Genomic DNA, 20,215 nt, shown 5'->3' with positions numbered 1-20,215 from the left:
AGAAAATGAGTCAGTTACGTCCGGCGATTTTACTGTTGTTGCTGCTTACCGTTATCAGCGGCGTGGTTTATCCTTTGCTCACCACCGGCCTGGCGCAGGCGCTGTTTCCGGCGCAGGCCAACGGATCGTTACTGGAGAAACAGGGCGTGGCGCGCGGGTCGGCGCTGATTGGGCAGAACTTTACCCAGCCCGGTTATTTCTGGGGTCGCCCTTCTGCCAGCAGCGATCGGCCCTATAATCCGCTGGCCTCGGGCGGCAGCAATCTGGCCGCCAGCAATCCGGCGCTGGATAAAGCGGTCGCTGAACGGGTTGCCGCGCTGCGCGCTGCCAATCCGCAGGCGCCGACCGCGGTGCCGGTTGAGCTGGTCACCGCCTCGGCCAGCGGACTGGACCCCGATATTTCACCTGACGCAGCCCGCTGGCAGGCACCGCGTATCGCCGCCAGCCGTCAGATACCCTTAGCCCAGGTAGAGGCGCTGATCGATCAGCAGACTCACCGGCCGCTGATGCCGTTCCTCGGCGATCCGACGGTCAATGTGCTGCAGCTCAACCTGGCGCTCAGCGATCTGTAATGCCGACAAGGACTCTATGAACCACGAACCGACGCGCCCCGATCCCGATGCTCTGTTGCAGGCTAACCGCGACAGCCATCGCGGGCGGCTGAAAATCTACTTTGGCGCCTGCGCAGGCGTTGGCAAAACCTACGCCATGCTGCAGGAGGCGCAACGGCTGCGGGCGCAGGGGCTGGATGTGCTGATCGGCGTGGTCGAGACCCACGACAGGCCGGAAACGGCGCAGCTGCTGACCGGCTTAACTCTGCTGCCGCGCCGCGCCACTGGTCGCTCACGCCACGCCGAGTTTGATCTCGATGCGGCGCTGGCGCGCCATCCGGCGGTGATCCTGATGGACGAACTGGCGCACACCAACGTTCAGGGTTCGCGCCATCCCAAACGCTGGCAGGACATTGAGGAGCTGCTGGAGGCGGGCATTGACGTGCTGACCACCGTCAACGTGCAGCATCTGGAGAGCCTCAACGATGTGGTGGGCGGCGTCACCGGTATTCAGGTGCGCGAAACCGTGCCCGATCCCTTTTTCGACAGCGCCGACGAGGTGGTGCTGGTCGATCTGCCGCCTGACGATCTGCGGCAGCGGCTGAAAGAGGGCAAGGTCTATATCGGTGACCGCGCCGAACGCGCCATTGAGAATTTTTTCCGCAAGGGCAACCTGTTTGCCCTGCGCGAACTGGCGCTGCGTCGTACCGCCGACCGGGTTGATGACCAGATGCGCGCCTGGCGGGATCAGCAGGGACGGGATCGGGTCTGGCACACCCGCGATGCGATTCTGCTGTGCATCGGCGATGATAGCGGCAGTGAAAAACTGGTGCGTACCGCCGCACGGCTGGCGGCGCGGCTCGGCAGTGAATGGCATGCAGTCTATGTCGAGACGCCGCGGCTGAACCGGCTACCGGAAGCGCGGCGGCGGGCGATTCTGCGTACGTTGCAGCTGGCGCAGGAGCTGGGCGCGGAAACCGCCACGCTCTCCGATCCTGACGAAGCGGAAGCGGTGCTGCGATACGCCCGCGAGCACAATCTCGGCAAAATCGTCACCGGCCGACGCCCGCTGCGGCGCTGGCGGCGTGACAGTTTTGCCGAGCGGCTGGGCCAGCTCGGCCCCGATCTCGATCTGCTGGTGGTGGCGCTGGATGAGCCGCTGCACGACGCGCCGCATCCGCTGGCGGACGGGCGGGTCACCAGCGACAAGTGGCGTATCCAGCTGCGCGGCGTGATGATGGCGCTGGTGCTGTGCATCCTGGTGACCGTCGCCGGTCAGTCGCTGCTGATCGGTTTCGATCCCGCTAACTGCGTGATGATCTACCTGCTGGCGGTGGTGATCGTGGCGCTGCGCTATGGACGCTGGCCATCGGTGATCGCCACGGTGATGAATATTCTTGCCTTCGATCTCTTCTTTGTGGCACCCACCGGCACGGTGGCGGTCTCTGACCTGCAATATCTGGTGACTTTTGGCGTAATGCTGGCGGTCGGGGTGATTGTCGGCAACCTGACCGCCGGAGTGCGTTATCAGGCGCGGGTGGCGCGCTACCGCGAGCAGCGGGCGCGCCAGCTCTATGAGATGGCGAAATCACTCGGCAGCGCCTTAACGCCGCAGGATATTGCCGCCACCAGTCAGCGGGTGCTGGATGCGACGTTACAGGCGCGCTGTCTGCTGCTGTTGCCGGATGAGCAGGACGAACTGCATCCGGTGGGTGATGCGCTGCCCGCCAGTGAACCGGATCGCGCCATCGCTAAGTGGAGCTACAGCAAAGGCCAGCCGGCCGGTGCCGGAACCGACACCTTACCGGCGGTGCCGTACCAGATTCTGCCGCTGAAAAGTGGCGCGCACTGCCGCGGCCTGCTGGTGGTGGAGCCGCAAAATCTGCGGCAGCTGATGATCCCCGAGCAGCAGCGGCTGGTGGAAACCTTTACGGTGCTGATCGCCAACGCGCTGGAGCGGATGGCGCTGTCGCACAGCGAGGCGGCGTCGCGGCTGTCGGCAGAGCGGGAGCAGCTGCGCAATGCGCTGCTCTCTGCCCTGTCACACGACCTGCGTACTCCGCTGACCGTGCTGTTTGGTCAGGCGGAGATGCTGATGCTCGACCTCGCCAGCGACAACTCAAAATATGTGCCGCAGGCCAGCCAGATCCGTGAGCAGACGCTGAGCACCATCCGGCTGGTGAGCAACATGCTGGATATGGCGCGCATTCAGTCGGGCGGGCTGAACCTGCGTGAAGAGTGGCTGGCGCTGGAAGAGGTGATCGGCGGGGCGCTGAGCAGCATGGCACCGTCGCTGAAAGGGCATGAGGTCCAGCTCGATCTGCCGGACGATATCGTGCTGATTAAAGGCGACAGCACCCTGCTGGAGCGGGTCTTTACCAACCTGATTGAGAACAGCCTCAAGTATGCCGGTAACTGCGCGCCGCGCGGGATTCGTGCCTGGCGTGCCGGGACGCGGCTGGAGATCGCCGTCTGGGATGGCGGGCCCGGCATTGCAGACGCCGATTTAAGCCGGATTTTCGATAAGTTCTCGCGTGGCGATAAAGAGTCGGCGGTTCCCGGCGTCGGGCTGGGGCTGGCGATCTGTAAAACCATTGTTGAGAGTCACGGCGGGCAGATCTGGGCGGAGAACCGGCCTGAAGGCGGCGCCGCATTTCGTCTCTCGCTGCCGCTGCCGCCGGTTCCGGAAATTTCTGACGAAGGGCTGAAATAACTTCACAGTTGATCAGTTATACTGCCCGACCTGTCTGATTATTATTGGGAATGTATGGAACGTTTTACCGAAAACCTGATGTATGCATCGCGCTGGTTGCTGGCTCCGGTTTACATTGGACTTTCACTCGGCCTGCTGGCGCTGACCATCAAATTTTTCCAGGAAATTTTCCACCTGCTGCCCAACATTTTCAGCATTGCGGAAAACGATCTGATCCTGCTGCTGCTGTCGCTGGTCGACATGACGCTGGTTGGCGGACTGCTGGTGATGGTGATGCTGTCGGGCTACGAGAACTTTGTTTCTAAACTCGATATCGACGAAAGCAAAGAGAAGCTGAGCTGGCTCGGCAAGATGGATTCCGGCTCGCTGAAGAATAAAGTGGCGGCGTCGATTGTCGCTATCTCCTCGATTCACCTGCTGCGGGTCTTCATGGAGGCGCGCAACGTCGCCAATGACAAACTGATGTGGTACGTGATTATCCACCTGACGTTTGTGCTCTCTGCCTTTGTGATGGGCTGGCTGGATAATATGTCGCGTGGCGACAAGAAAGGCCACTGAGTGAGGCGGGTGCCAGAGCACCCGCTTTTTGCCCCGCCCGCCATCGCCTTTATTGCCCCGATTTCGCCTGACGACGCGCTGCGGTGGCGGGTTGGGTTCCTGCCAGCTGCGGCATCACCGCTTTGATCATGGTAAAAAAATGCTGCAGCCGGGCCGGATAGTAGCTGGCCCACGGATAGGTCAGCCAGATCGGCAGCGGCGGTGCCTGCCACTGCGGCGTCAGCTGAATCAGCCGTCCGTCCGCTAAATCCTCCTGCACCACCCACGACGACACGATCGCCGCGCCCATCCCCGCCAGCGCCGCTTTACGGACCGCATATAAACTGTCACTGCTCAGTCGCGGCGTGATAGCCAGATTGATCGGCTGGCCGTCGTCAATCTTCTGTAATGCCACTTCGTTACGATAAAAACTGGTCAGCGCCAGCCACGGCAGATCGCGCAACTGTTCAACCTGCTCAATCGGCGGATGACGGTCCAGCAGCTCGGGCGACGCGACCACAATGCGCGGCACTTCCGCCAGCAGAATCGCCACCACGGAGGGATCGGTCGGCGCGCCGACCTGAATGGCACAGTCGACATTTTCCGCCATAAAATCGGGCGTGCGGTCATTGAGCATCCACTCAATATTGAGTCGCGGATAGCGGCGAAGGTAGTCGACCAGCGGGGCGATCAGCTGATCCTGACCAAACGCGTGCGGCGCACGGACCCGCAGCGTACCGACCGGCTCGTCGCTGGCACCGGTCAGCTCATCTTCCAGCGCATGCCAGGTCGCCAGCAATTGCCGCGCCTGAGCGTAACAGCGCTCGCCATCGTCAGTGAGTTTCAGTGCATGGGTGGTACGCAGGATTAACTTCAGGCCCAGCCGCTGCTCCAGGGCTTGCAGACGCCGGCTGATGGTCGGCTGGGTGGTGCCGAGCTGGGCGGCAGCGGCAGAGAGGCTGCCACTTTCCACGATACGAATAAAAGTCTGCATCAGGTCGATACGATCGCCGGTCGCTGGATTGCTCATACGCACCACGCATAACAGTTTTGTCTGACAGTAGTCTACCGCGTATGGCCGCGATATGCGCTAATAGCCTTACGCACTTATGAGGATCACACCATGTCAGCCATACGCAGCATCGCCACTCCGAACGAAACGCTTCCCGCTCCGCTGGTTTTTACCCTGGCGGCAGGCGCCGGACTGAGCGTGGCATCGATTTACTACAGCCAGCCGATGCTGGATATCATCAGCAAACAGTTTAACGTCGGCATCGGCGCGGTCGGCATGGTGCCGATGCTGACCCAGGCGGGCTATGCCCTGGGCATTTTATTGCTGGCGCCGCTTGGCGATCGCCATGACCGCCGTACTATTATTTTTATCAAAGGATTGTTGCTGGTGGCGGCGTTGCTGCTGTGTGGTTTCTCTGGCGGGCTGAGCGCCTTGCTGATCGCCAGCTTCGTAACCGGCCTGACCGCGACGGTGGCGCAGGATATTGTACCGGCTTCGGCGGCGCTGGCTCCGGAACGCAGCCGCGGTAAAACGGTCGGCACGGTGATGACCGGCCTACTGGTCGGCATTCTGCTGTCGCGGGTGATCAGTGGCGTGGTGGCCGAATATTTCGGCTGGCGCACCATGTATATGGTAGCGGCGCTGGCGGTGCTGCTGATCAGCCTGACGCTGTGGCGGGTGCTGCCGCGCTTTACGCCCGGTACGTCGGTCAGCTATCCGCGTCTGCTGCTGTCGCTGGCGCATCTGTGGCGTCATCATCAGACGCTGCGCCGTGCCGCACTGGCGCAGGGACTGCTGTCGGTCGGTTTTAGCGCCTTCTGGTCGACGCTGGCGTTAATGCTGAGCGATCGGTTTCATCTCGACAGCGCGGTGGCCGGCGCCTTTGGTTTAGCCGGTGCCGCCGGTGCGATGGCTGCGCCGCTGGCCGGCAGCTTCGCTGACCGTATCGGTCCGGCCAGGGTAACCCAGGCGGGCGCCGCACTGGTCACCGTCTCGTTCGCCCTGATGTTTCTGCTGCCGCTCCTGCCGCTGCCGGCCCAGCTGGCGTTGATTGTGGTCAGCACCATCGGTTTCGACTTAGGGGTGCAGGCGACGCTGGTGGCGCATCAGACGCTGGTCTATGGCCTGGCGCCGGAAGCGCGCAGCCGTCTGAACGCGTTGCTGTTTACCGTGGTGTTTATCGGTATGGCAAGCGGCGCGGCGCTGGGTAGCCTGGCGCTGGCGCATTGGGGCTGGAACGGCGTGGTGGCGCTTTCAACCCTGGCCGGTGCCGCCAGCCTGGCGGTGCGCTTTGCCAGCCGTCATCTGAAGAACTGATTTCAGCGGCCGTCAAAAAATGTGCCAGGCTTATTCATAAACCCGAAATAATCTGGAGTGTTATGAGCTTTTTAGCCTGGACAGGTGCAGCGGGTGCCCTGCTGCTGCTGATGTCACTGGCTTCCGGTTGGATTCACCGGGGGCCGGTGACCTCGTTTGGCCTGTTTCTTATCGCTGGTATGTTGTGCGGGCCGTGGGCGTTTGATGTGCTGCACATTGATATCGTCACCCATTCCGAAGCGGTGGCCCACATCACCGAAATCACCATGGCCGCGTCGCTGTTTATCACCGGCCTGAAGCTGCGTTTACCGTTACAGAATAACTGCTGGCATACCGGTCTGCGGCTGGCTTTTCCCGCCATGCTGCTTACGGTGGGCGCAATGACGCTGCTGGCGCACTATCTGGTGGGGCTGGACTGGCCGATCGCGCTGGCGTTTGGGGCGATTGTCGCCCCGACCGACCCGGTGCTGGCGAGCTTAATCTCGGTCAACGATGCGCAGGATGACGATTCGCTGCGCGTCGCCATTTCCAGCGAAGCCGGGATGAACGATGGCTCCGCGCTGCCGCTGCTGGTGCTGGCCCTGCTGCTGTTTAATGGCGAAAGCCTGAACGGCGCGATGCTGGCGCACTGGGGCGCGAAAGAGGTGATATGGGCGATCGGTGGCGGCCTGGTCATCGGTTTCAGCCTGGGCCGTTTGATCGGCATCCTGGCGACCAGACTGCGTAACGCCAATGGCGACGTTGCGCCCAACGACTTTCTGGCGCTGGCGCTGATTGCACTCAGTTATTCGCTGGTGCAGTGGCTGGGTGCTTCCGGCTTCCTGGCGGCCTTTGCCGCGGGTCTGGGCCTGCGCCGCGCCGAGCTGGGCGTGTTCCGTCGCCATCAGCCCGAGGATCTCTCCGAAGATGAACGGGTGCTGCCGTCTGAAGCGCTGGTCAACCCGAATAAGCGACTGGCGCACCAGGGCGATAGCAGCATGGTGAAGTCGATAGGCTTTGTGGTCGGCGATGCGCTGTCGTTTGGTGACACCATTGAACGGTTACTGGCGGCGGGCATGATGGTGGTGCTGGGCGTCACGCTGGCGCAGCACTGGAATCTCTATGGTGTGCTGCTGGGGCTGGTGCTGTTTGTGGTGGTGCGCCCGCTGGCGGTCTGGCTGGTCACGCTGCGCGCCGGTCTGCCGCTGGGGCAGCGGCTGCTGATTGGCTGGCTTGGCATTCGCGGCATCGGCAGTCTGAACTACATCGCCTACGCCTGGACGCACGGCATGGAAGGGCCGCAGATGGAGATCATGACCAATATGGCGTTAACCCTGGTGGTCTGTAGCGTGGTTATACACGGCACAACCGTGTCACCCCTGCTAAACTGGCGTCAAAGGCGTCTGGAAGCCCTTCAGCGCAAGGTTTAACCCCGAAAAACAGGAGTAGAGAATGAGAGTGACCCACATACTGCTGCTGAGCGTACTGGCCTCTGGCAGCGCCCTGGCGGCGGACGACAGTGAACAGAATGTCTATGCCAGCCAGCTGTGTCACATTGTCAGCAGCGAAAAATCGGTCGCCAGTGCGGACCAGTATGTTGAGCAGATGAAATCGTACGTGGCGCGCAGCCAGTCGCCCACGGCGATGAACCAGCCCGGTTTTGATGAAGATACCGCGCGTGAAGTGGCCAGCGCCTGGCTGCAACTGGGCGACGATGAGCGCGCTAAACTGCGGGTCAATGAACAACAGTGTGAGCAGGCCGTGATGGCACAGTTCCAGCAGGAAGATTAATTCGTCTGGTCAAGGTAAAAACGCGCCGTCCGGGCGCGTTTTTTTATGGATTTTGGCACTGGATTGCGTACATAATCGCCAGCCATGGCACCGGACTTGCATCACACTTTATTCAGTAGCCCGCCGCAACGGCTGGCTGAGCGTTTTGATATCACTTAACAGGCATCATGATTACGCGTCGACGCTTTATTCTCGGCACGGGAGCGCTTGGGCTCTCCATGACCGCCGGCAAATTATTTGCCCGCGATGACATTATTCCCCTCTGGCCGGACAATCCGCCCGGCGGCGGCGGCCCATCCGGCGAACTCCATATTAATTCCAGCGGTTCATGGTCAAATATCGTCAGCCCGGCGATCCAGCGTTTTAAGCCGGAAAATCCGAACGGTGAAGCGGTACTGATTGCCGCTGGCGGCGGCTATCGCTGGATTGGCATGGGACGCGAAGCCTGGCCGGTCGCGCGCTGGCTGAACGCCAACGGCTACACCGCCTATGTGCTCAGCTATCGTTTACCGCATGAGAAGTGGCAGGCGGGCCGGCTGGCTCCGCTGCAGGATGCACAGCGGGCGATTCGGCTGGTGCGATCCTTTGAGCGTAAGGTGCATGTGCTGGGCTTCTCGGCCGGTGGTCATCTGTTAGGCATGGCGGCGGCGCGGCCCACGTTTGAGTCCTATCCGGCCATCGATCCGCTGGATGAGGTGGTGCCAAAAGTGGATAGCGTTGGCCTGATCTACCCGGTGATTACGCTGGAAGCGCCTTATCAGCACACCAATACGCACCTGATGATGGTCGGCAAAAATGCCACGCCGCAGGATGAGGCTAACTGGTCGGTACAGAACTATGTCACCCGCCAGTATCCGCCGACCTTTCTGGCGCAGGCTGAAGACGACCACACCTCCAATCCGTTTAACACCGAACTGATGCACGACACCTGTCGCCGTAATCGGGTGCCGGTCGAGCTGATTCAGATCAGTAAAGGCGGTCACGGCTTTGGGCTCGGCAAAGCGGGAACGCCCGCCGCGTTATGGGATCAGGCATATGTGCGCTGGCTGGATCGCGTGAGCTGAGTTGCCCTGCGGTGGTGCAGTCCTGCACTCTCCTTATCGCAGGCAAAAAAAACAGGCGACCGGAGTCGCCTGTCTGAAGCACTCTGCCGTTGCGGCTTAGCGCATGGTTACGAACTCTTCCGCTGCGGTCGGGTGAATCGCCACGGTATTGTCGAAGTCTTTTTTGGTGGCACCCATTTTCAGCGCCACCGCGAAGCCCTGCAGCATCTCATCCATACCAAATCCGATACCGTGAATGCCGACGATCTTCTCCTCGGCACCGACGCAGACCAGCTTCATGCGGCACGGCTGGCGATGCTGGGTCACGGCGGTGTACATGGCGGTAAATGCCGATTTGTACACTTTCACCTGATCGTCGCCATACTGCTCACGCGCCTGCGGTTCAGTCAGGCCAATGGTGCCAATCGGCGGATGGCTGAAGACCACGGTCGGGATGTTGCTGTAGTCGAGATGCTCGTCCGGCTTGTTGTTGAACAGGCGCTCAGAGAGGCGACGACCCGCCGCCACGGCGACCGGCGTCAGTTCTACCGCGCCGGTATTGTCACCGACCGCATAAACGCCAGATACGTTGGTGTTCTGAAACTTATCGACTTTGATATAGCCTTTTTCGTCCAGCGCCACGCCCGCAGCCGCGATATTCAGGTTGTCGTTAGCCGGTTCACGACCAATCGCCCACACCAGGCAATCCACGGTAAAGTCGCTGCCGTTTTCCAGCTGCAGCGTCAGGCTGCCATCGTCGTTTTTAATCACTGCTTTTGGAATTGATTCGGTATGCAGCGTCGGGCCTTCGCTGTTCATCACTTCCACCAGCGTCTCGGTGATCAGCGGATCGAAGTCGCGCAGCGGACCATGTTTACGCACAAACAGATGGGTTTCCGATCCCAGTGCATTCACCACGCCCGCCAGTTCAACGGCGATATAACCCGCGCCCACTACCGCAGTCCGCTTAGGCAGCGCATCCAGTTCAAAGAAGCCGTCGGAATCAATGCCGTATTCCGCACCTGGAATCGATGGCTGGCTGGGACGCCCGCCGGTGGCAATCAGGATATGGTTAGCCGTGATGATCTCGCCGTTGACTTCGACGCTGTGCGCATCAACAAAACGGGCGAAACCTTTGATCACTTCAACGTTGTTTTTACCCAGCACGTTATCGTAAGAGGTGTGGATACGATCGATATAGGCCGTGCGGTTTTTTACCAGCGTGGCCCAGTCGAAGCGGTTAACCGTGGTGTCGAAGCCGTAGTCCGGCCCGTAGAGATGGATAGCTTCGGCGATTTGCGCAGCATGCCACATAATTTTCTTTGGTACGCATCCCACGTTAACGCAGGTGCCACCCAGTTCTTTAGCTTCAATCAGGGCGCATTTCTGGCCATACATGGCTGCACGGTTGATCGAGGCGATGCCGCCGCTGCCGCCGCCGATGGCGAGATAGTCGAAATGTCGGGTCATTGAAGTATCCATCCGGTTGCATGAAAAATTGGCATAGAGTGTAACGCTGCGGGTCGAATTGACGCAAAGTTTGCGCCTATGATTGTAATAGGGTTCTGTTTTTCATTCACTGACAGGGAAGCATACCATGCACCTTACTTTTCTCGGTACCGGCGGCGGCGCGCCCAGCCTGCAGCGTAACGTCACCGCTATCGCTTTTACCCGGGCGCAAAGTGGTGAAACCTGGCTGTTTGATTGCGGGGAAGGGACGCAGTTGCAGTTTATGCGTTCCGATCTGAAACCGGGCAAGCTGGATACCATCTTTATTACCCATCTGCATGGCGATCATATCTTTGGCCTGCCGGGATTGCTGACCAGCCGCTCAATGGCCGGGTTGACCAGCCCGATGACCGTTTATGGCCCGAAAGGCCTGAAGACCTTTGTCGAAACGGCCTTGTCGATCAGCGGTTCTTATACCGATTATCCGCTAAATATTGTTGAGATTGAGCCGGGCTGGACGCGGGATGACGGTGAGTTCCGCATCAGTGCCTGGCCGCTGAACCATACGCTGCCCTGTCTGGGCTATCGGATTGAGCAGCATGATAAGCCGGGATTCCTCGATGCGCCGCGCCTGAAGGCCGAAGGCGTGCCGCGCGGCCCGTGGTATCAGCAGCTAAAGCTGGGCGAAACCGTCACGCTGGAGGATGGCCGGGTGATCAATGGCGCGGACTATCTGGGTCCGGCGACCAAAGGCAAAACGCTGGCGATTTTTGGCGATACCGCGCCGACCGAGGTGGCGTTGCAGATGGCGGCTAACGTGGACCTGATGGTGCATGAAACCACGCTGGAGGCGGCGATGACGGAGAAGGCCAACGGGCGGGGCCACTCTACCACCCTACAGGCGGCGGAGGTGGCGAAGCGCGCCGGGGCAAAACGGCTGATCGCCACCCACTTCAGCTCACGCTATCTGGCGAAAGATATGCGCCGCCTGCTGGCTGAATGCCAGACCATCTTCCCCTGTACCGAGATGGCCTGGGATCTGGCGGTCTTTCCCCTTTAGTGATGCAGTGCGGGATAGGTGAAAAACAGCAAATGGGTCATGTTGAGGGCAAAGTGCAGGGCGGTCGACAGCCATAACCGGCCGCTCCAGTGCCACGCCAGGCCATACAGCAGCCCGGCGAGGGTGGCGAAGATCACCAGCAACAGACCGCCGCTCAGGTGCGCCAGACCAAACAGCAGTGAGCTCAGTAACAGCGCAGGTATGCCGCCCAGCGCCAGCGCCAATTTTTGCTGCAGATAGCCACGAAACAGCGCCTCTTCCGCCAGCGAGACAAAGAACAGATTGGCGAGCATAAATGCGCCCAGCCAGTCCGGGAAGTGACGTTCAACGGCTAATCCGCCCAGCAATACGGCACTGTATAACAGCAGCGGAACGGCGGCGATCAGCGCCAGCGCGGCGGGCAGTTTATAACGCGGCGGACTGGCCGGAGCGCGAAACAGCGTCGGCAGACAGGCCAGCAGCACAAAGGGAACCAGCGCTTTATCAAAGTTAAACGAGAAGCCGAACGCCACGCTGCGCGCACCGACCTGCACATCATCAATTTTGCGTGGATTAGCAAAACCCGGGAACAGATGGAGGAATAGCCCGATGGCGATCAGCACCAGCACCGCTTCAGTCAGCAATTGCCGCCGGGGATGGTCTCGGTCATAAATACGGAATGCCACCACCGCGGCAGTGCCCGCGAACAGCAGCAGCGCGGGCCACGCTAATACGTCCTGATAAAAACCCAGCAGCGTGGCGAGCGCCAGTAACAGTAATGCCAGCCGCCGGGCCGGTTGCAGCGCGGCCAGCGCGCCAGCCAGTATGATCCACATGGTAAAGACCTGATACAACGCCGCAGCACCGGCAGTGTGCGGCTTAAAAGGAGAAAAAGTTATTCGGGTACGATCTGGTTGACCACAAAGTGGCCGGTGCCAGCCGGAACCAGTTTCTTATGCAGCCACGGCAGCAGCTCGTTCATCTGGGCAGCCAGCTTCCACGGCGGATTAATCACAATCATGCCGGAGGCGGTCATACCGCGCTGATCGCTGTCGGGACGGGCCGCCAGCTCAATCTGCAGAATATTGCGAATGCCGGTCGCTTCGAGATCGCGCAGCATATGTTTGATCTGCTGACGCAGCACCACCGGATACCAGAGCGCGAAGACGCCGGTGCCGAATCGCTTATGACCTTCATGAATCCCTTTCACCACCGCCTGATAATCACTTTTCATCTCATAAGGGGGATCGATCAGAATCAGGCCGCGACGTGACGGTGGCGGCAGTTTAGATTTCAGCTGCTGGTAACCATCAGCCCGCTCTACCCGCGCACGGCTATCTTTGCTGAATTCGTTGCGCAGCAGCGGATAGTCGCTGGAGTGCAGTTCGGTCATTTGCAGGCGGTCATCTTCGCGCAGCAGATGGCGGGCAATCAGCGGCGAACCCGGATAATAACGCAGCGTCCCGCTACGGTTCAGCGCCCGGATGGCGTCGAAGTAGGGTTGCAGCAGTTCAGGCGCGTCCGGCTGCTGCCAGATGCGGGCGATGCCTTCCAGATACTCGCCGGTACGCTCAGCGTGCTCACCGCTCAGTTGATAGCGACCCGCGCCCGCATGGGTATCGAGATAAAAGAACGGTTTCTCTTTCTCTTTCAGCGCGGTGATGATCAGGCTCAGTACGGTGTGCTTCAGCACGTCAGCGTGGTTGCCAGCATGGAAGCTATGACGATAACTCAGCATTGTTTATCCTGTTGAATGTATAAGGTTTTAACTGATGGAAAATCAATTTATACCAATTATTACCTCACGTATTACCCACAGAACGACGCACAGCAACCGACGCAGGAACAGCATGAGAATCCGCGATTATATCAGGGATGCCTCGCTGATGGGTCGAAAGCGTGATAACTAATCCAGCCGCTGCCGCGCGTGACGCAGGTGAAAATCTCACAGCCAGAGTAAAAGCGTCATTACGCCCTGACCGAAGCGGCACTGCCTTGACGTAACGCAAATTTTTTTCGCCCGGCTGCCCATGAAATGCGCCGCGATAAGCACCGTTTAGTTTTTGCCGCGCCATGGTCATATTGCGCTCGTTTCTTCCGCAGCGAAGTTAGGCCCCATTGATTTTCGCTACACTTAGCCGCATGTTACTTAGATTGCGTTGCGCGACCCATCGCGCCCCACACATCAATAAAGGACTGCGCTATGACCAATCCGCTACTGACATCTTTTACGCTTCCCCCTTTTTCTGCCATCCAGCCTGAACATGTGGTTCCTGCCGTCACGGAGGTACTGAACGACTGCCGCGCGATGGTCGAAAAAGTGGTGGCGCAAGGCGCACCTTACAGCTGGGATAACCTGGTTCAGCCGCTGGCAGAGAGTGATGACCGCCTGAGCCGCATTTTCTCGCCGGTCAGCCATCTGAACTCGGTTAAAAACAGCCCGGAACTGCGCGAAGCCTACGAGCAGACGCTGCCGCTGCTCTCTGAATACAGCACCTGGGTCGGCCAGCATGAAGGTCTGTATCAGGCCTATCGCAACCTGAAAGAGGGCGACCAGTACGCCGCGCTGGATCTGGCGCAGAAGAAAGCGGTCGATAACGCGCTGCGTGATTTCGAACTCTCCGGTATCGGCCTGGCAAAAGATAAACAGCAACGCTATGGCGAAATTGCGGCCCGCCTCTCTGAGCTGGGATCGGCCTACAGCAATAACGTGCTGGATGCCACCATGGGCTGGAGCAAGCTGATCACTGACGAAAACGATCTGGCCGGTATGCCGGAAAGCGCGATGGCTGCCGCCAGAGCGCAGGCGGAAGCCAAAGGTCAGGAAGGCTGGCTGCTGACGCTGGATATCCCCAGCTATCTGCCGGTGATGACCTATTGCGACAACGCCGCGCTGCGTGAAGAGATGTATCGCGCCTATGCGACCCGCGCGTCCGATCAGGGTCCTAACGCCGGTAAATGGGATAACGGTCCCATCATGGCGGAAGAGCTGGCGCTGCGTCATGAACTGGCGCAACTGCTGGGCTTCGACTCCTACGCCGACAAATCGCTGGCGACCAAGATGGCGCAAAGCCCGTCTCAGGTGATCGACTTCCTCAACGATCTGGCGGAACGCGCCCGTCCGCAGGGTGAAAAAGAGCTGGAGCAGCTGCGCGCTTTTGCCCAGAAAGAGCATGGCGTCACCGAGCTGAACCCGTGGGATCTCACCTATTACGGTGAAAAACAGAAGCAGCACCTCTATACCATCAGCGACGAACAGCTGCGTCCTTACTTCCCGGAATCGCGCGCGGTAGCGGGCCTGTTCGAAGTGGTTAAACGCATCTACGGCATCACCGCAAAACAGCGTACCGATGTGGATGTCTATCATCCTGACGTGAAGTTCTTCGATCTGTTTGATGAGACCGGTGAGCTGCGCGGCAGCTTCTATCTCGATCTCTATGCCCGTGAACACAAACGCGGCGGCGCCTGGATGGATGACTGCGTCGGTCAGATGCGTAAAGCCGATGGCAGCCTGCAGAAGCCGGTCGCCTATCTGACCTGTAACTTTAACCGTCCGGTGCAGGGCAAACCGGCACTCTTCACCCATGACGAAGTAATCACCCTGTTCCACGAATTTGGTCACGGTCTGCACCACATGCTGACCCGCGTAGAAGTTCCAGGCGTTTCCGGCATCAGTGGGGTACCGTGGGATGCGGTCGAGCTGCCAAGCCAGTTTATGGAAAACTGGTGCTGGGAGCCGGATGCGCTGGCGTTTATCTCCGGCCATTACGAGACCGGTGAACCGCTGCCGAAAGAGCTGCTGGATAAAATGCTGGCGGCGAAGAACTATCAGGCGGCGCTGTTTATCCTGCGTCAGCTGGAGTTCGGCCTGTTCGATTTCCGTCTGCACACCGAATTTGACCCGACCAAAGGGGCACAGATTCTGGAGACGCTGCGTGAAGTGAAAAGCCGCGTTGCAGTGGTCCCGAGCCCGGAATGGGGCCGTTTCCCGCACGCCTTCAGCCACATCTTCGCCGGCGGTTATGCAGCCGGTTACTACAGCTATCTGTGGGCGGATGTGCTGGCTGCGGATGCCTATTCACGCTTTGAAGAGGAGGGGATTTTCAACCGCGAAACCGGTCAGTCCTTCCTTGACAACATCCTGACGCGCGGCGGTTCGGAAGAGCCGATGGAGCTGTTCAAACGCTTCCGCGGCCGTGAGCCGCAGCTCGACGCGATGCTGGAACATTACGGCATTCAGGGATAAGTCGTTACGTGAAAATCTGTTTGGTCGATGAATCAGGCGCCGGAGACGGCGCCTTATCACTTTTGGCGCAGCGCTGGCAGCTGGAGCACGACGAGAACGCGCTGCTGGCGCTGGTACAGACGCCGACCCATCTTGAGCTGCGTAAGCGCGATGAACCGAAACTGGGCGGCATCTTTGTCGATTTCGTTTCCGGTGCGATGGCGCATCGTCGCCGTTTTGGCGGCGGACGCGGCGAAGCCGTGGCGAAAGCGGTCGGCATTAAAGGTGACTATCTGCCCGATGTGGTGGATGCTACCGCTGGCCTCGGACGCGATGCCTTTGTTCTGGCGGCGCTGGGCTGTCGGGTGCGGATGCTGGAGCGCCATCCGGTGGTCGCGGCGCTGCTGGATGATGGCTTACAGCGTGGCTATCAGGATGCGGAGATCGGCGGCTGGTTGCGTCAGCGTCTGACGCTGATTCACGCCGCCAGCGCCCAGGCGCTGAGCGATATCACGCCAGCACCGGACGTGGTCTATCTCGATCCGATGTATCCGCATCGTCAGAAAAGCGCCATGGTGAAGAAAGAGATGCGGGTGTTTCAGTCGCTGGTCGGTGCCGATGAGGATGCTGACGCGCTGCTGGAACCGGCCCGTCGTCTGGCAAAGAAACGTATCGTGGTGAAGCGGCCCGACTATGCGCCGCCGCTGGCAGGGGTCGTCACTCAGGCGGCGGTGGTCACCAAAAGTCATCGCTTCGATATCTATCCCCCGCTGTTCAGCTGACCGTAACGGATCTGCGCATCTGGCAAACCGGAGACCAGCCCTTCCTGTTTAATGCCGGCCGCCGCGCCAACCAGAAAAAGCCTGCCTGATGATATCAGGCAGGCTTTTTATTAGCGTATTTAGCGGGCGATCAACCTGCCGTAGTAAATACGCAACCGCTTATATTTAATCAGGCGGCTAATTTAGTCAGAAAACCTGAGAAAGCGCTTAAAAAACTTTTCGCTACGCTCAGGCCAAAGGCTTTATAAGACAGACCAATTTCTTCCTGAATAACGGTTGTTTCATTCAGAGATTTAATTGTGGTGTCGAACAGATCAGAAACCTGAGTTAATGCATCATTAACGTTGCCGATAAATTCAGTCAGGCCCGCGCCGCTAACGGCAGCAATTTCAGTCTGGTTGATTTCTCTCATAATTAATATCCTTATCTTGTTGTTAAATTACATTATTGTGCTTCATCAGTCGCCCGGCGACTGAGAGAGCAGAACGAATATAATGAACCCGGCGAACCTTGCCTATAGTAAAATATTGATAAATGAAATTGCGGCGTAAAGCGTGAGAGGAACCTTTGCTTGTTAATGTATTGCTAATATAAAGATTATTTTTATAGAGGCTAAATGCGCAATTTTATCGTGAAAGTGCGAATTATCTGATGTCTGGTAATATCGGTCACGGCGGTGTCAGTTGAACAGGCCCTTTTCCATTGTGGCGAATCGTGCTGACAGGGGAACATCAGGAAAGCGCAATGCTGGCGACAGGCGAAGCGGGCTGGCGATATTCACTCACGGGCCGTGCCGGACCCGACGTAACGGGAAAAAGCCGGTGATTGTCGCCGGCTTTATGATCGGCGGTTATTCGTCGTCTTCATCGCGCAGCGGCACAATCAGCATGTCGATGTGCACGGTGTTGATCAACTGACGCGCCGAGGACATCAGCTTGCTCCAGAAGTCCTGGTGATGACCACATACCACCAGATCGACGTCATACTTTTTAATCGCATCGACCAGTACCTGGCCGAGATCGCCACTGCCGCTCAGCGTCTCACTGATCGGGTAGCCGGCGGAATCAGACAGACCTTTCAGCGCCGAATGGGTCTCTTCGGAAATACGCTTCTGCATATCGCCAAGGTTGACATCAATCAGGCCGGTATAGAGGTCGGAATAGTTCACATCAACGTGGATCAGGGAAATTTTAGCGTCATAAGGGCGGGCCAGCGAAACGGCTTTATCCACCAGTAACTGACTTTCGGGAGAAAGGTCTACTGCAATCAGGATATGTTTATAAGCCATGATAAAACTCCTTTCACGAGATTAAGGATGGCATCCGGTGTTCCTGCCGCGTCACAGCGTAGCGAAATCCTTTGCGCGAACGGGCGATGAGCGCCACCAAAGTGTGTACCTGCGCTGCAGGTGACGATGTTGTTATGTCTCTGAGTATAGCCTTCTCTGGTGGCAAATGCTGCTGTTGCCGCCTGGCTTGTGAATAAGATCAACGATGCGGCAATTTTACTCGCCCCGAACGAAAAACATCGCTGGAAAAAATTTAAACATTTCTCCTACACTGAAAAAAGGCGGTCTGGTTTGTTTCCGCCCAGGCGTTCATAACACTATCGCAGTCCGGTAATTCAGTGGTTGGCTATTTCTGTGGGCGTGCTCAGCGTTTTCCCGCTGCGTCTGTTCCTGCGGCTCCAGCCAGGAGGGGAGAATATGATCAGCACTATCGCGCTTTTTTGGGCTCTTTGTGTGGTGTGTATTGTGAATATGGCGCGCTATTTTTCGTCACTGCGCGCCCTGCTGGCGGTGTTACGTGGGTGCGATCCGCTGTTGTATCAGTACGTCGACGGTGCGGGATTCTTCACCTCACACGGTCAGCCCAGCAAACAGGTGCGGCTGGTGACCTATATCTGGGCGAAACGCTATCTTGATCATCATGATGACGAATTTATTCGGCGCTGCGAGCGGGTGCGTGGACAGTTTATGCTGACCAGCGCGCTGTGCGGACTGGTAGTGATCAGTCTGGTGGCGATGGCCATCTGGCATTAAAAAGGGCGACTTGCGTCGCCCTCGGGTATCACTGGTTTCTGGTGTTACACCAGTTTTAACGCAATCCAGTAGAGCGAGCCTGACAGCACAATACAAACCGGCAGCGTGAAGATCCACGCCATGGCGATGTTCTTGATGGTCCGACTCTGCAATCCGCCACCGTCAACCAGCATAGTACCGGCAACCGATGAGGAGAGGATGTGGGTGGTGGAAACCGGCATTCCGGTGTAGCTGGCGACGCCGATAGAGAGCGCTGCCGTTACCTGCGCCGACATCCCTTGCGCATAGGTCATGCCTTTCTTACCGATCTTCTCACCGATGGTGGTGGCAACACGACGCCAGCCAATCATGGTACCGGTGCCCAGCGCTAACGCGACGGCGACGATAATCCAGACCGGCGCATACTCAATAGTGCCCAGCAGATCGCTTTTCAGCTTATTGAGGAAGCGCTGATCCTCCGGGGTGGTTTCCGGCAGTTTGGCCGCTTTGTCGGCGGTATCAGAGATACACAGCAGCAGACGACGCATCTGACCGCGTTGATCAACCGTCAGCTGATCGTAGCTTTGCAGATTATTCAGCAGCCCCTGCGCGCGCTGAACCGCCTGTAACGCGCGAGCGCTGTCACAGTGGAACTCTTTCGGGCTGGATGACGGCACTTCTTCCGGCGTCGGCAGCTTAGGCGGAGCCATCTGGATAATATGGGTCAGCGAGGCGTTGTGCTGCTGATAATATTGCTCCAGATGATTGACCGCATCGCGGGTCCGGGTGATGTCATAGCCAGAGGCATTCATGTTCACCACGAAGCCAGCCGGCGCGACGCCAATCAACACCAGCATAATCAGGCCGATGCCTTTCTGGCCGTCATTCGCGCCATGCGAATAGCTGACGCCAATCGCCGAAACAATCAGCGCAATACGGGTCCAGAACGGCGGCTTTTTCTTGCCGTCGATCTTCTCGCGGTCGGCGGGCGTCATATGGATGCGGGCACGCTTTTTGGTGCTGCTCCAGTAGCGACGCAGAATAAAGATTAAGCCGCCCGCAATCACCAGGCCGACAATCGGCGACAGGATCAGCGACAGGAAGATGTTCAGGACTTTCGGGATGTTGAGCGCATCAACCACCGAGGTACCGGTCATCAGGGCGTTGGTCAGACCGATACCAATAATGGCGCCGATCAGGGTATGGGAGCTGGAGGCCGGCAGACCCAGATACCAGGTGCCGAGATTCCAGATGATCGCCGCCAGCAGCATAGAAAACACCATGGCGAGACCGTGAGCCGATCCAACATTCAACAACAGATCGGTGGGAAGCATATGAACAATGGCATAGGCGACACTCAATCCACCGAGTAGCACGCCAAAGAAGTTAAATACACCCGCCATTACCACAGCAAGCTGGGCACGCATGGCACGCGTATAGATGACCGTCGCAACTGCGTTGGCCGTGTCGTGGAAACCGTTGATTGCTTCGTAAAACAATACAAACAGCAGGGCAAGAACCAATAACAGGCCAGTACTGAGGTCGAGACCAGCAAACAGATGTAGCATAAACGTTACGCCATTTTTGGAGGACATGAACGCGGCGCATTATCCGCGACAACGTGCTGTATGGGAAAGGAAAATATAGTCTTAATTTGACCTTTAGCAGTAACGCACCTGACTTAAAGGGTTAAAAAGCTCCAGATATTAGCTAGTTACATTATGACACATTTACGGCAAATTTTTGACGCTGGCGTC

At 58.5% G+C, this 20,215-nt stretch carries 18 protein-coding genes; 11 read left to right on the top strand and 7 right to left on the bottom strand.

Annotated elements, in window-relative coordinates; all coding sequences use genetic code 11:
• Positions 1 to 5 precede the first annotated feature (5 nt).
• From kdpC to WFK59_RS18945, 3 genes are read left to right on the top strand one after another with little or no spacing between them, the layout of a single operon-like run.
• Entirely contained in the window at positions 6 to 572 is a 567-nt protein-coding gene (gene kdpC, locus WFK59_RS18955) for a potassium-transporting ATPase subunit KdpC (protein WP_336756824.1), read from the top strand.
• A 16-nt stretch (positions 573 to 588) separates the two neighbouring features.
• Complete coding sequence (gene kdpD, locus WFK59_RS18950) at positions 589 to 3,264, top strand: two-component system sensor histidine kinase KdpD (RefSeq protein WP_233986669.1); 2,676 nt, start codon at positions 589 to 591, stop codon at positions 3,262 to 3,264.
• 54 nt (positions 3,265 to 3,318) lie between these two features.
• Positions 3,319 to 3,822 carry a TIGR00645 family protein gene (locus tag WFK59_RS18945; protein ID WP_031377731.1) on the top strand — a complete coding sequence of 168 codons (504 nt, stop codon included), beginning with the start codon at positions 3,319 to 3,321 and terminating at the stop codon, positions 3,820 to 3,822.
• 49 nt (positions 3,823 to 3,871) lie between these two features.
• On the opposite strand, the gene WFK59_RS18940 is transcribed toward WFK59_RS18945, so the two are convergent.
• Positions 3,872 to 4,831 (bottom strand): LysR family transcriptional regulator, encoded by a 960-nt coding sequence (locus tag WFK59_RS18940; RefSeq protein ID WP_233986671.1) that lies wholly within the window; start codon positions 4,829 to 4,831, stop codon positions 3,872 to 3,874.
• A 93-nt stretch (positions 4,832 to 4,924) separates the two neighbouring features.
• On the opposite strand from WFK59_RS18940, the gene WFK59_RS18935 reads away from it, so the two are divergent.
• The 4 genes from WFK59_RS18935 (at position 4,925) to WFK59_RS18920 (ending at position 8,964) form a co-directional block, all read left to right on the top strand.
• Entirely contained in the window at positions 4,925 to 6,130 is a 1,206-nt protein-coding gene (locus WFK59_RS18935; protein WP_233986673.1) for an MFS transporter, read from the top strand.
• A gap of 62 nt (positions 6,131 to 6,192) precedes the next feature.
• Positions 6,193 to 7,539 carry a cation:proton antiporter gene (locus tag WFK59_RS18930; RefSeq protein WP_233986681.1) on the top strand — a complete coding sequence of 449 codons (1,347 nt, stop codon included), beginning with the start codon at positions 6,193 to 6,195 and terminating at the stop codon, positions 7,537 to 7,539.
• Between the two features lie 22 nt (positions 7,540 to 7,561).
• Positions 7,562 to 7,900 (top strand): hypothetical protein, encoded by a 339-nt coding sequence (locus WFK59_RS18925; RefSeq protein ID WP_233986683.1) that lies wholly within the window; start codon positions 7,562 to 7,564, stop codon positions 7,898 to 7,900.
• A gap of 167 nt (positions 7,901 to 8,067) precedes the next feature.
• A complete protein-coding gene (locus WFK59_RS18920; protein WP_336756820.1) occupies positions 8,068 to 8,964 on the top strand; it encodes an alpha/beta hydrolase in 897 nt (298 codons plus the stop codon).
• 96 nt (positions 8,965 to 9,060) lie between these two features.
• Here the strand turns inward: WFK59_RS18920 and gorA are convergent, their stop codons facing one another.
• Positions 9,061 to 10,413: a glutathione-disulfide reductase gene (gorA, locus tag WFK59_RS18915; protein WP_233986695.1), complete on the bottom strand. Its 1,353-nt coding sequence runs from the start codon at positions 10,411 to 10,413 to the stop codon at positions 9,061 to 9,063.
• 127 nt (positions 10,414 to 10,540) lie between these two features.
• On the opposite strand from gorA, the gene rnz reads away from it, so the two are divergent.
• Positions 10,541 to 11,452, top strand: coding sequence for a ribonuclease Z (gene rnz, locus WFK59_RS18910; RefSeq protein WP_233986697.1), 912 nt, complete (start codon positions 10,541 to 10,543; stop codon positions 11,450 to 11,452).
• Here rnz and WFK59_RS18905 read toward each other — a convergent pair.
• Together WFK59_RS18905 and WFK59_RS18900 are read right to left on the bottom strand one after the other, a co-directional pair.
• On the bottom strand, positions 11,449 to 12,267 hold the full coding sequence (locus WFK59_RS18905) for a CPBP family intramembrane glutamic endopeptidase (RefSeq protein ID WP_233986699.1): 819 nt from the start codon (positions 12,265 to 12,267) through the stop codon (positions 11,449 to 11,451). The genes rnz and WFK59_RS18905 overlap by 4 nt on opposite strands.
• 59 nt (positions 12,268 to 12,326) lie before the next feature.
• Complete coding sequence (locus WFK59_RS18900) at positions 12,327 to 13,169, bottom strand: 23S rRNA (adenine(2030)-N(6))-methyltransferase RlmJ (RefSeq protein ID WP_233986700.1); 843 nt, start codon at positions 13,167 to 13,169, stop codon at positions 12,327 to 12,329.
• Positions 13,170 to 13,634: 465 nt separating this feature from the next.
• On the opposite strand from WFK59_RS18900, the gene prlC reads away from it, so the two are divergent.
• Both prlC and rsmJ read left to right on the top strand, forming a co-directional pair.
• Positions 13,635 to 15,677, top strand: a complete 2,043-nt coding sequence (prlC, locus tag WFK59_RS18895) for an oligopeptidase A (protein ID WP_233986702.1) — start codon at positions 13,635 to 13,637, stop codon at positions 15,675 to 15,677.
• Between the two features lie 8 nt (positions 15,678 to 15,685).
• Entirely contained in the window at positions 15,686 to 16,438 is a 753-nt protein-coding gene (gene rsmJ, locus WFK59_RS18890; RefSeq protein WP_336756817.1) for a 16S rRNA (guanine(1516)-N(2))-methyltransferase RsmJ, read from the top strand.
• A gap of 169 nt (positions 16,439 to 16,607) precedes the next feature.
• Here the strand turns inward: rsmJ and WFK59_RS18885 are convergent, their stop codons facing one another.
• Entirely contained in the window at positions 16,608 to 16,850 is a 243-nt protein-coding gene (locus tag WFK59_RS18885; protein WP_233986706.1) for a hypothetical protein, read from the bottom strand.
• 438 nt (positions 16,851 to 17,288) lie between these two features.
• Positions 17,289 to 17,726 carry a universal stress protein UspA gene (gene uspA, locus WFK59_RS18880; RefSeq protein ID WP_094121542.1) on the bottom strand — a complete coding sequence of 146 codons (438 nt, stop codon included), beginning with the start codon at positions 17,724 to 17,726 and terminating at the stop codon, positions 17,289 to 17,291.
• Positions 17,727 to 18,143: 417 nt separating this feature from the next.
• Between uspA and uspB the strand changes: the two genes are divergently transcribed.
• A complete protein-coding gene (gene uspB, locus WFK59_RS18875) occupies positions 18,144 to 18,479 on the top strand; it encodes a universal stress protein UspB (RefSeq protein ID WP_031374844.1) in 336 nt (111 codons plus the stop codon).
• Positions 18,480 to 18,523: 44 nt separating this feature from the next.
• Here the strand turns inward: uspB and pitA are convergent, their stop codons facing one another.
• Positions 18,524 to 20,026, bottom strand: a complete 1,503-nt coding sequence (gene pitA, locus WFK59_RS18870) for an inorganic phosphate transporter PitA (RefSeq protein ID WP_233988113.1) — start codon at positions 20,024 to 20,026, stop codon at positions 18,524 to 18,526.
• Positions 20,027 to 20,215: the final 189 nt, after the last annotated feature.

The organism is Pantoea sp. USHLN298 (assembly GCF_037149395.1).
Lineage (GTDB): Bacteria > Pseudomonadota > Gammaproteobacteria > Enterobacterales > Enterobacteriaceae > Pantoea > Pantoea astica.
This window is presented reverse-complemented; position numbering and strand designations above follow the sequence as displayed.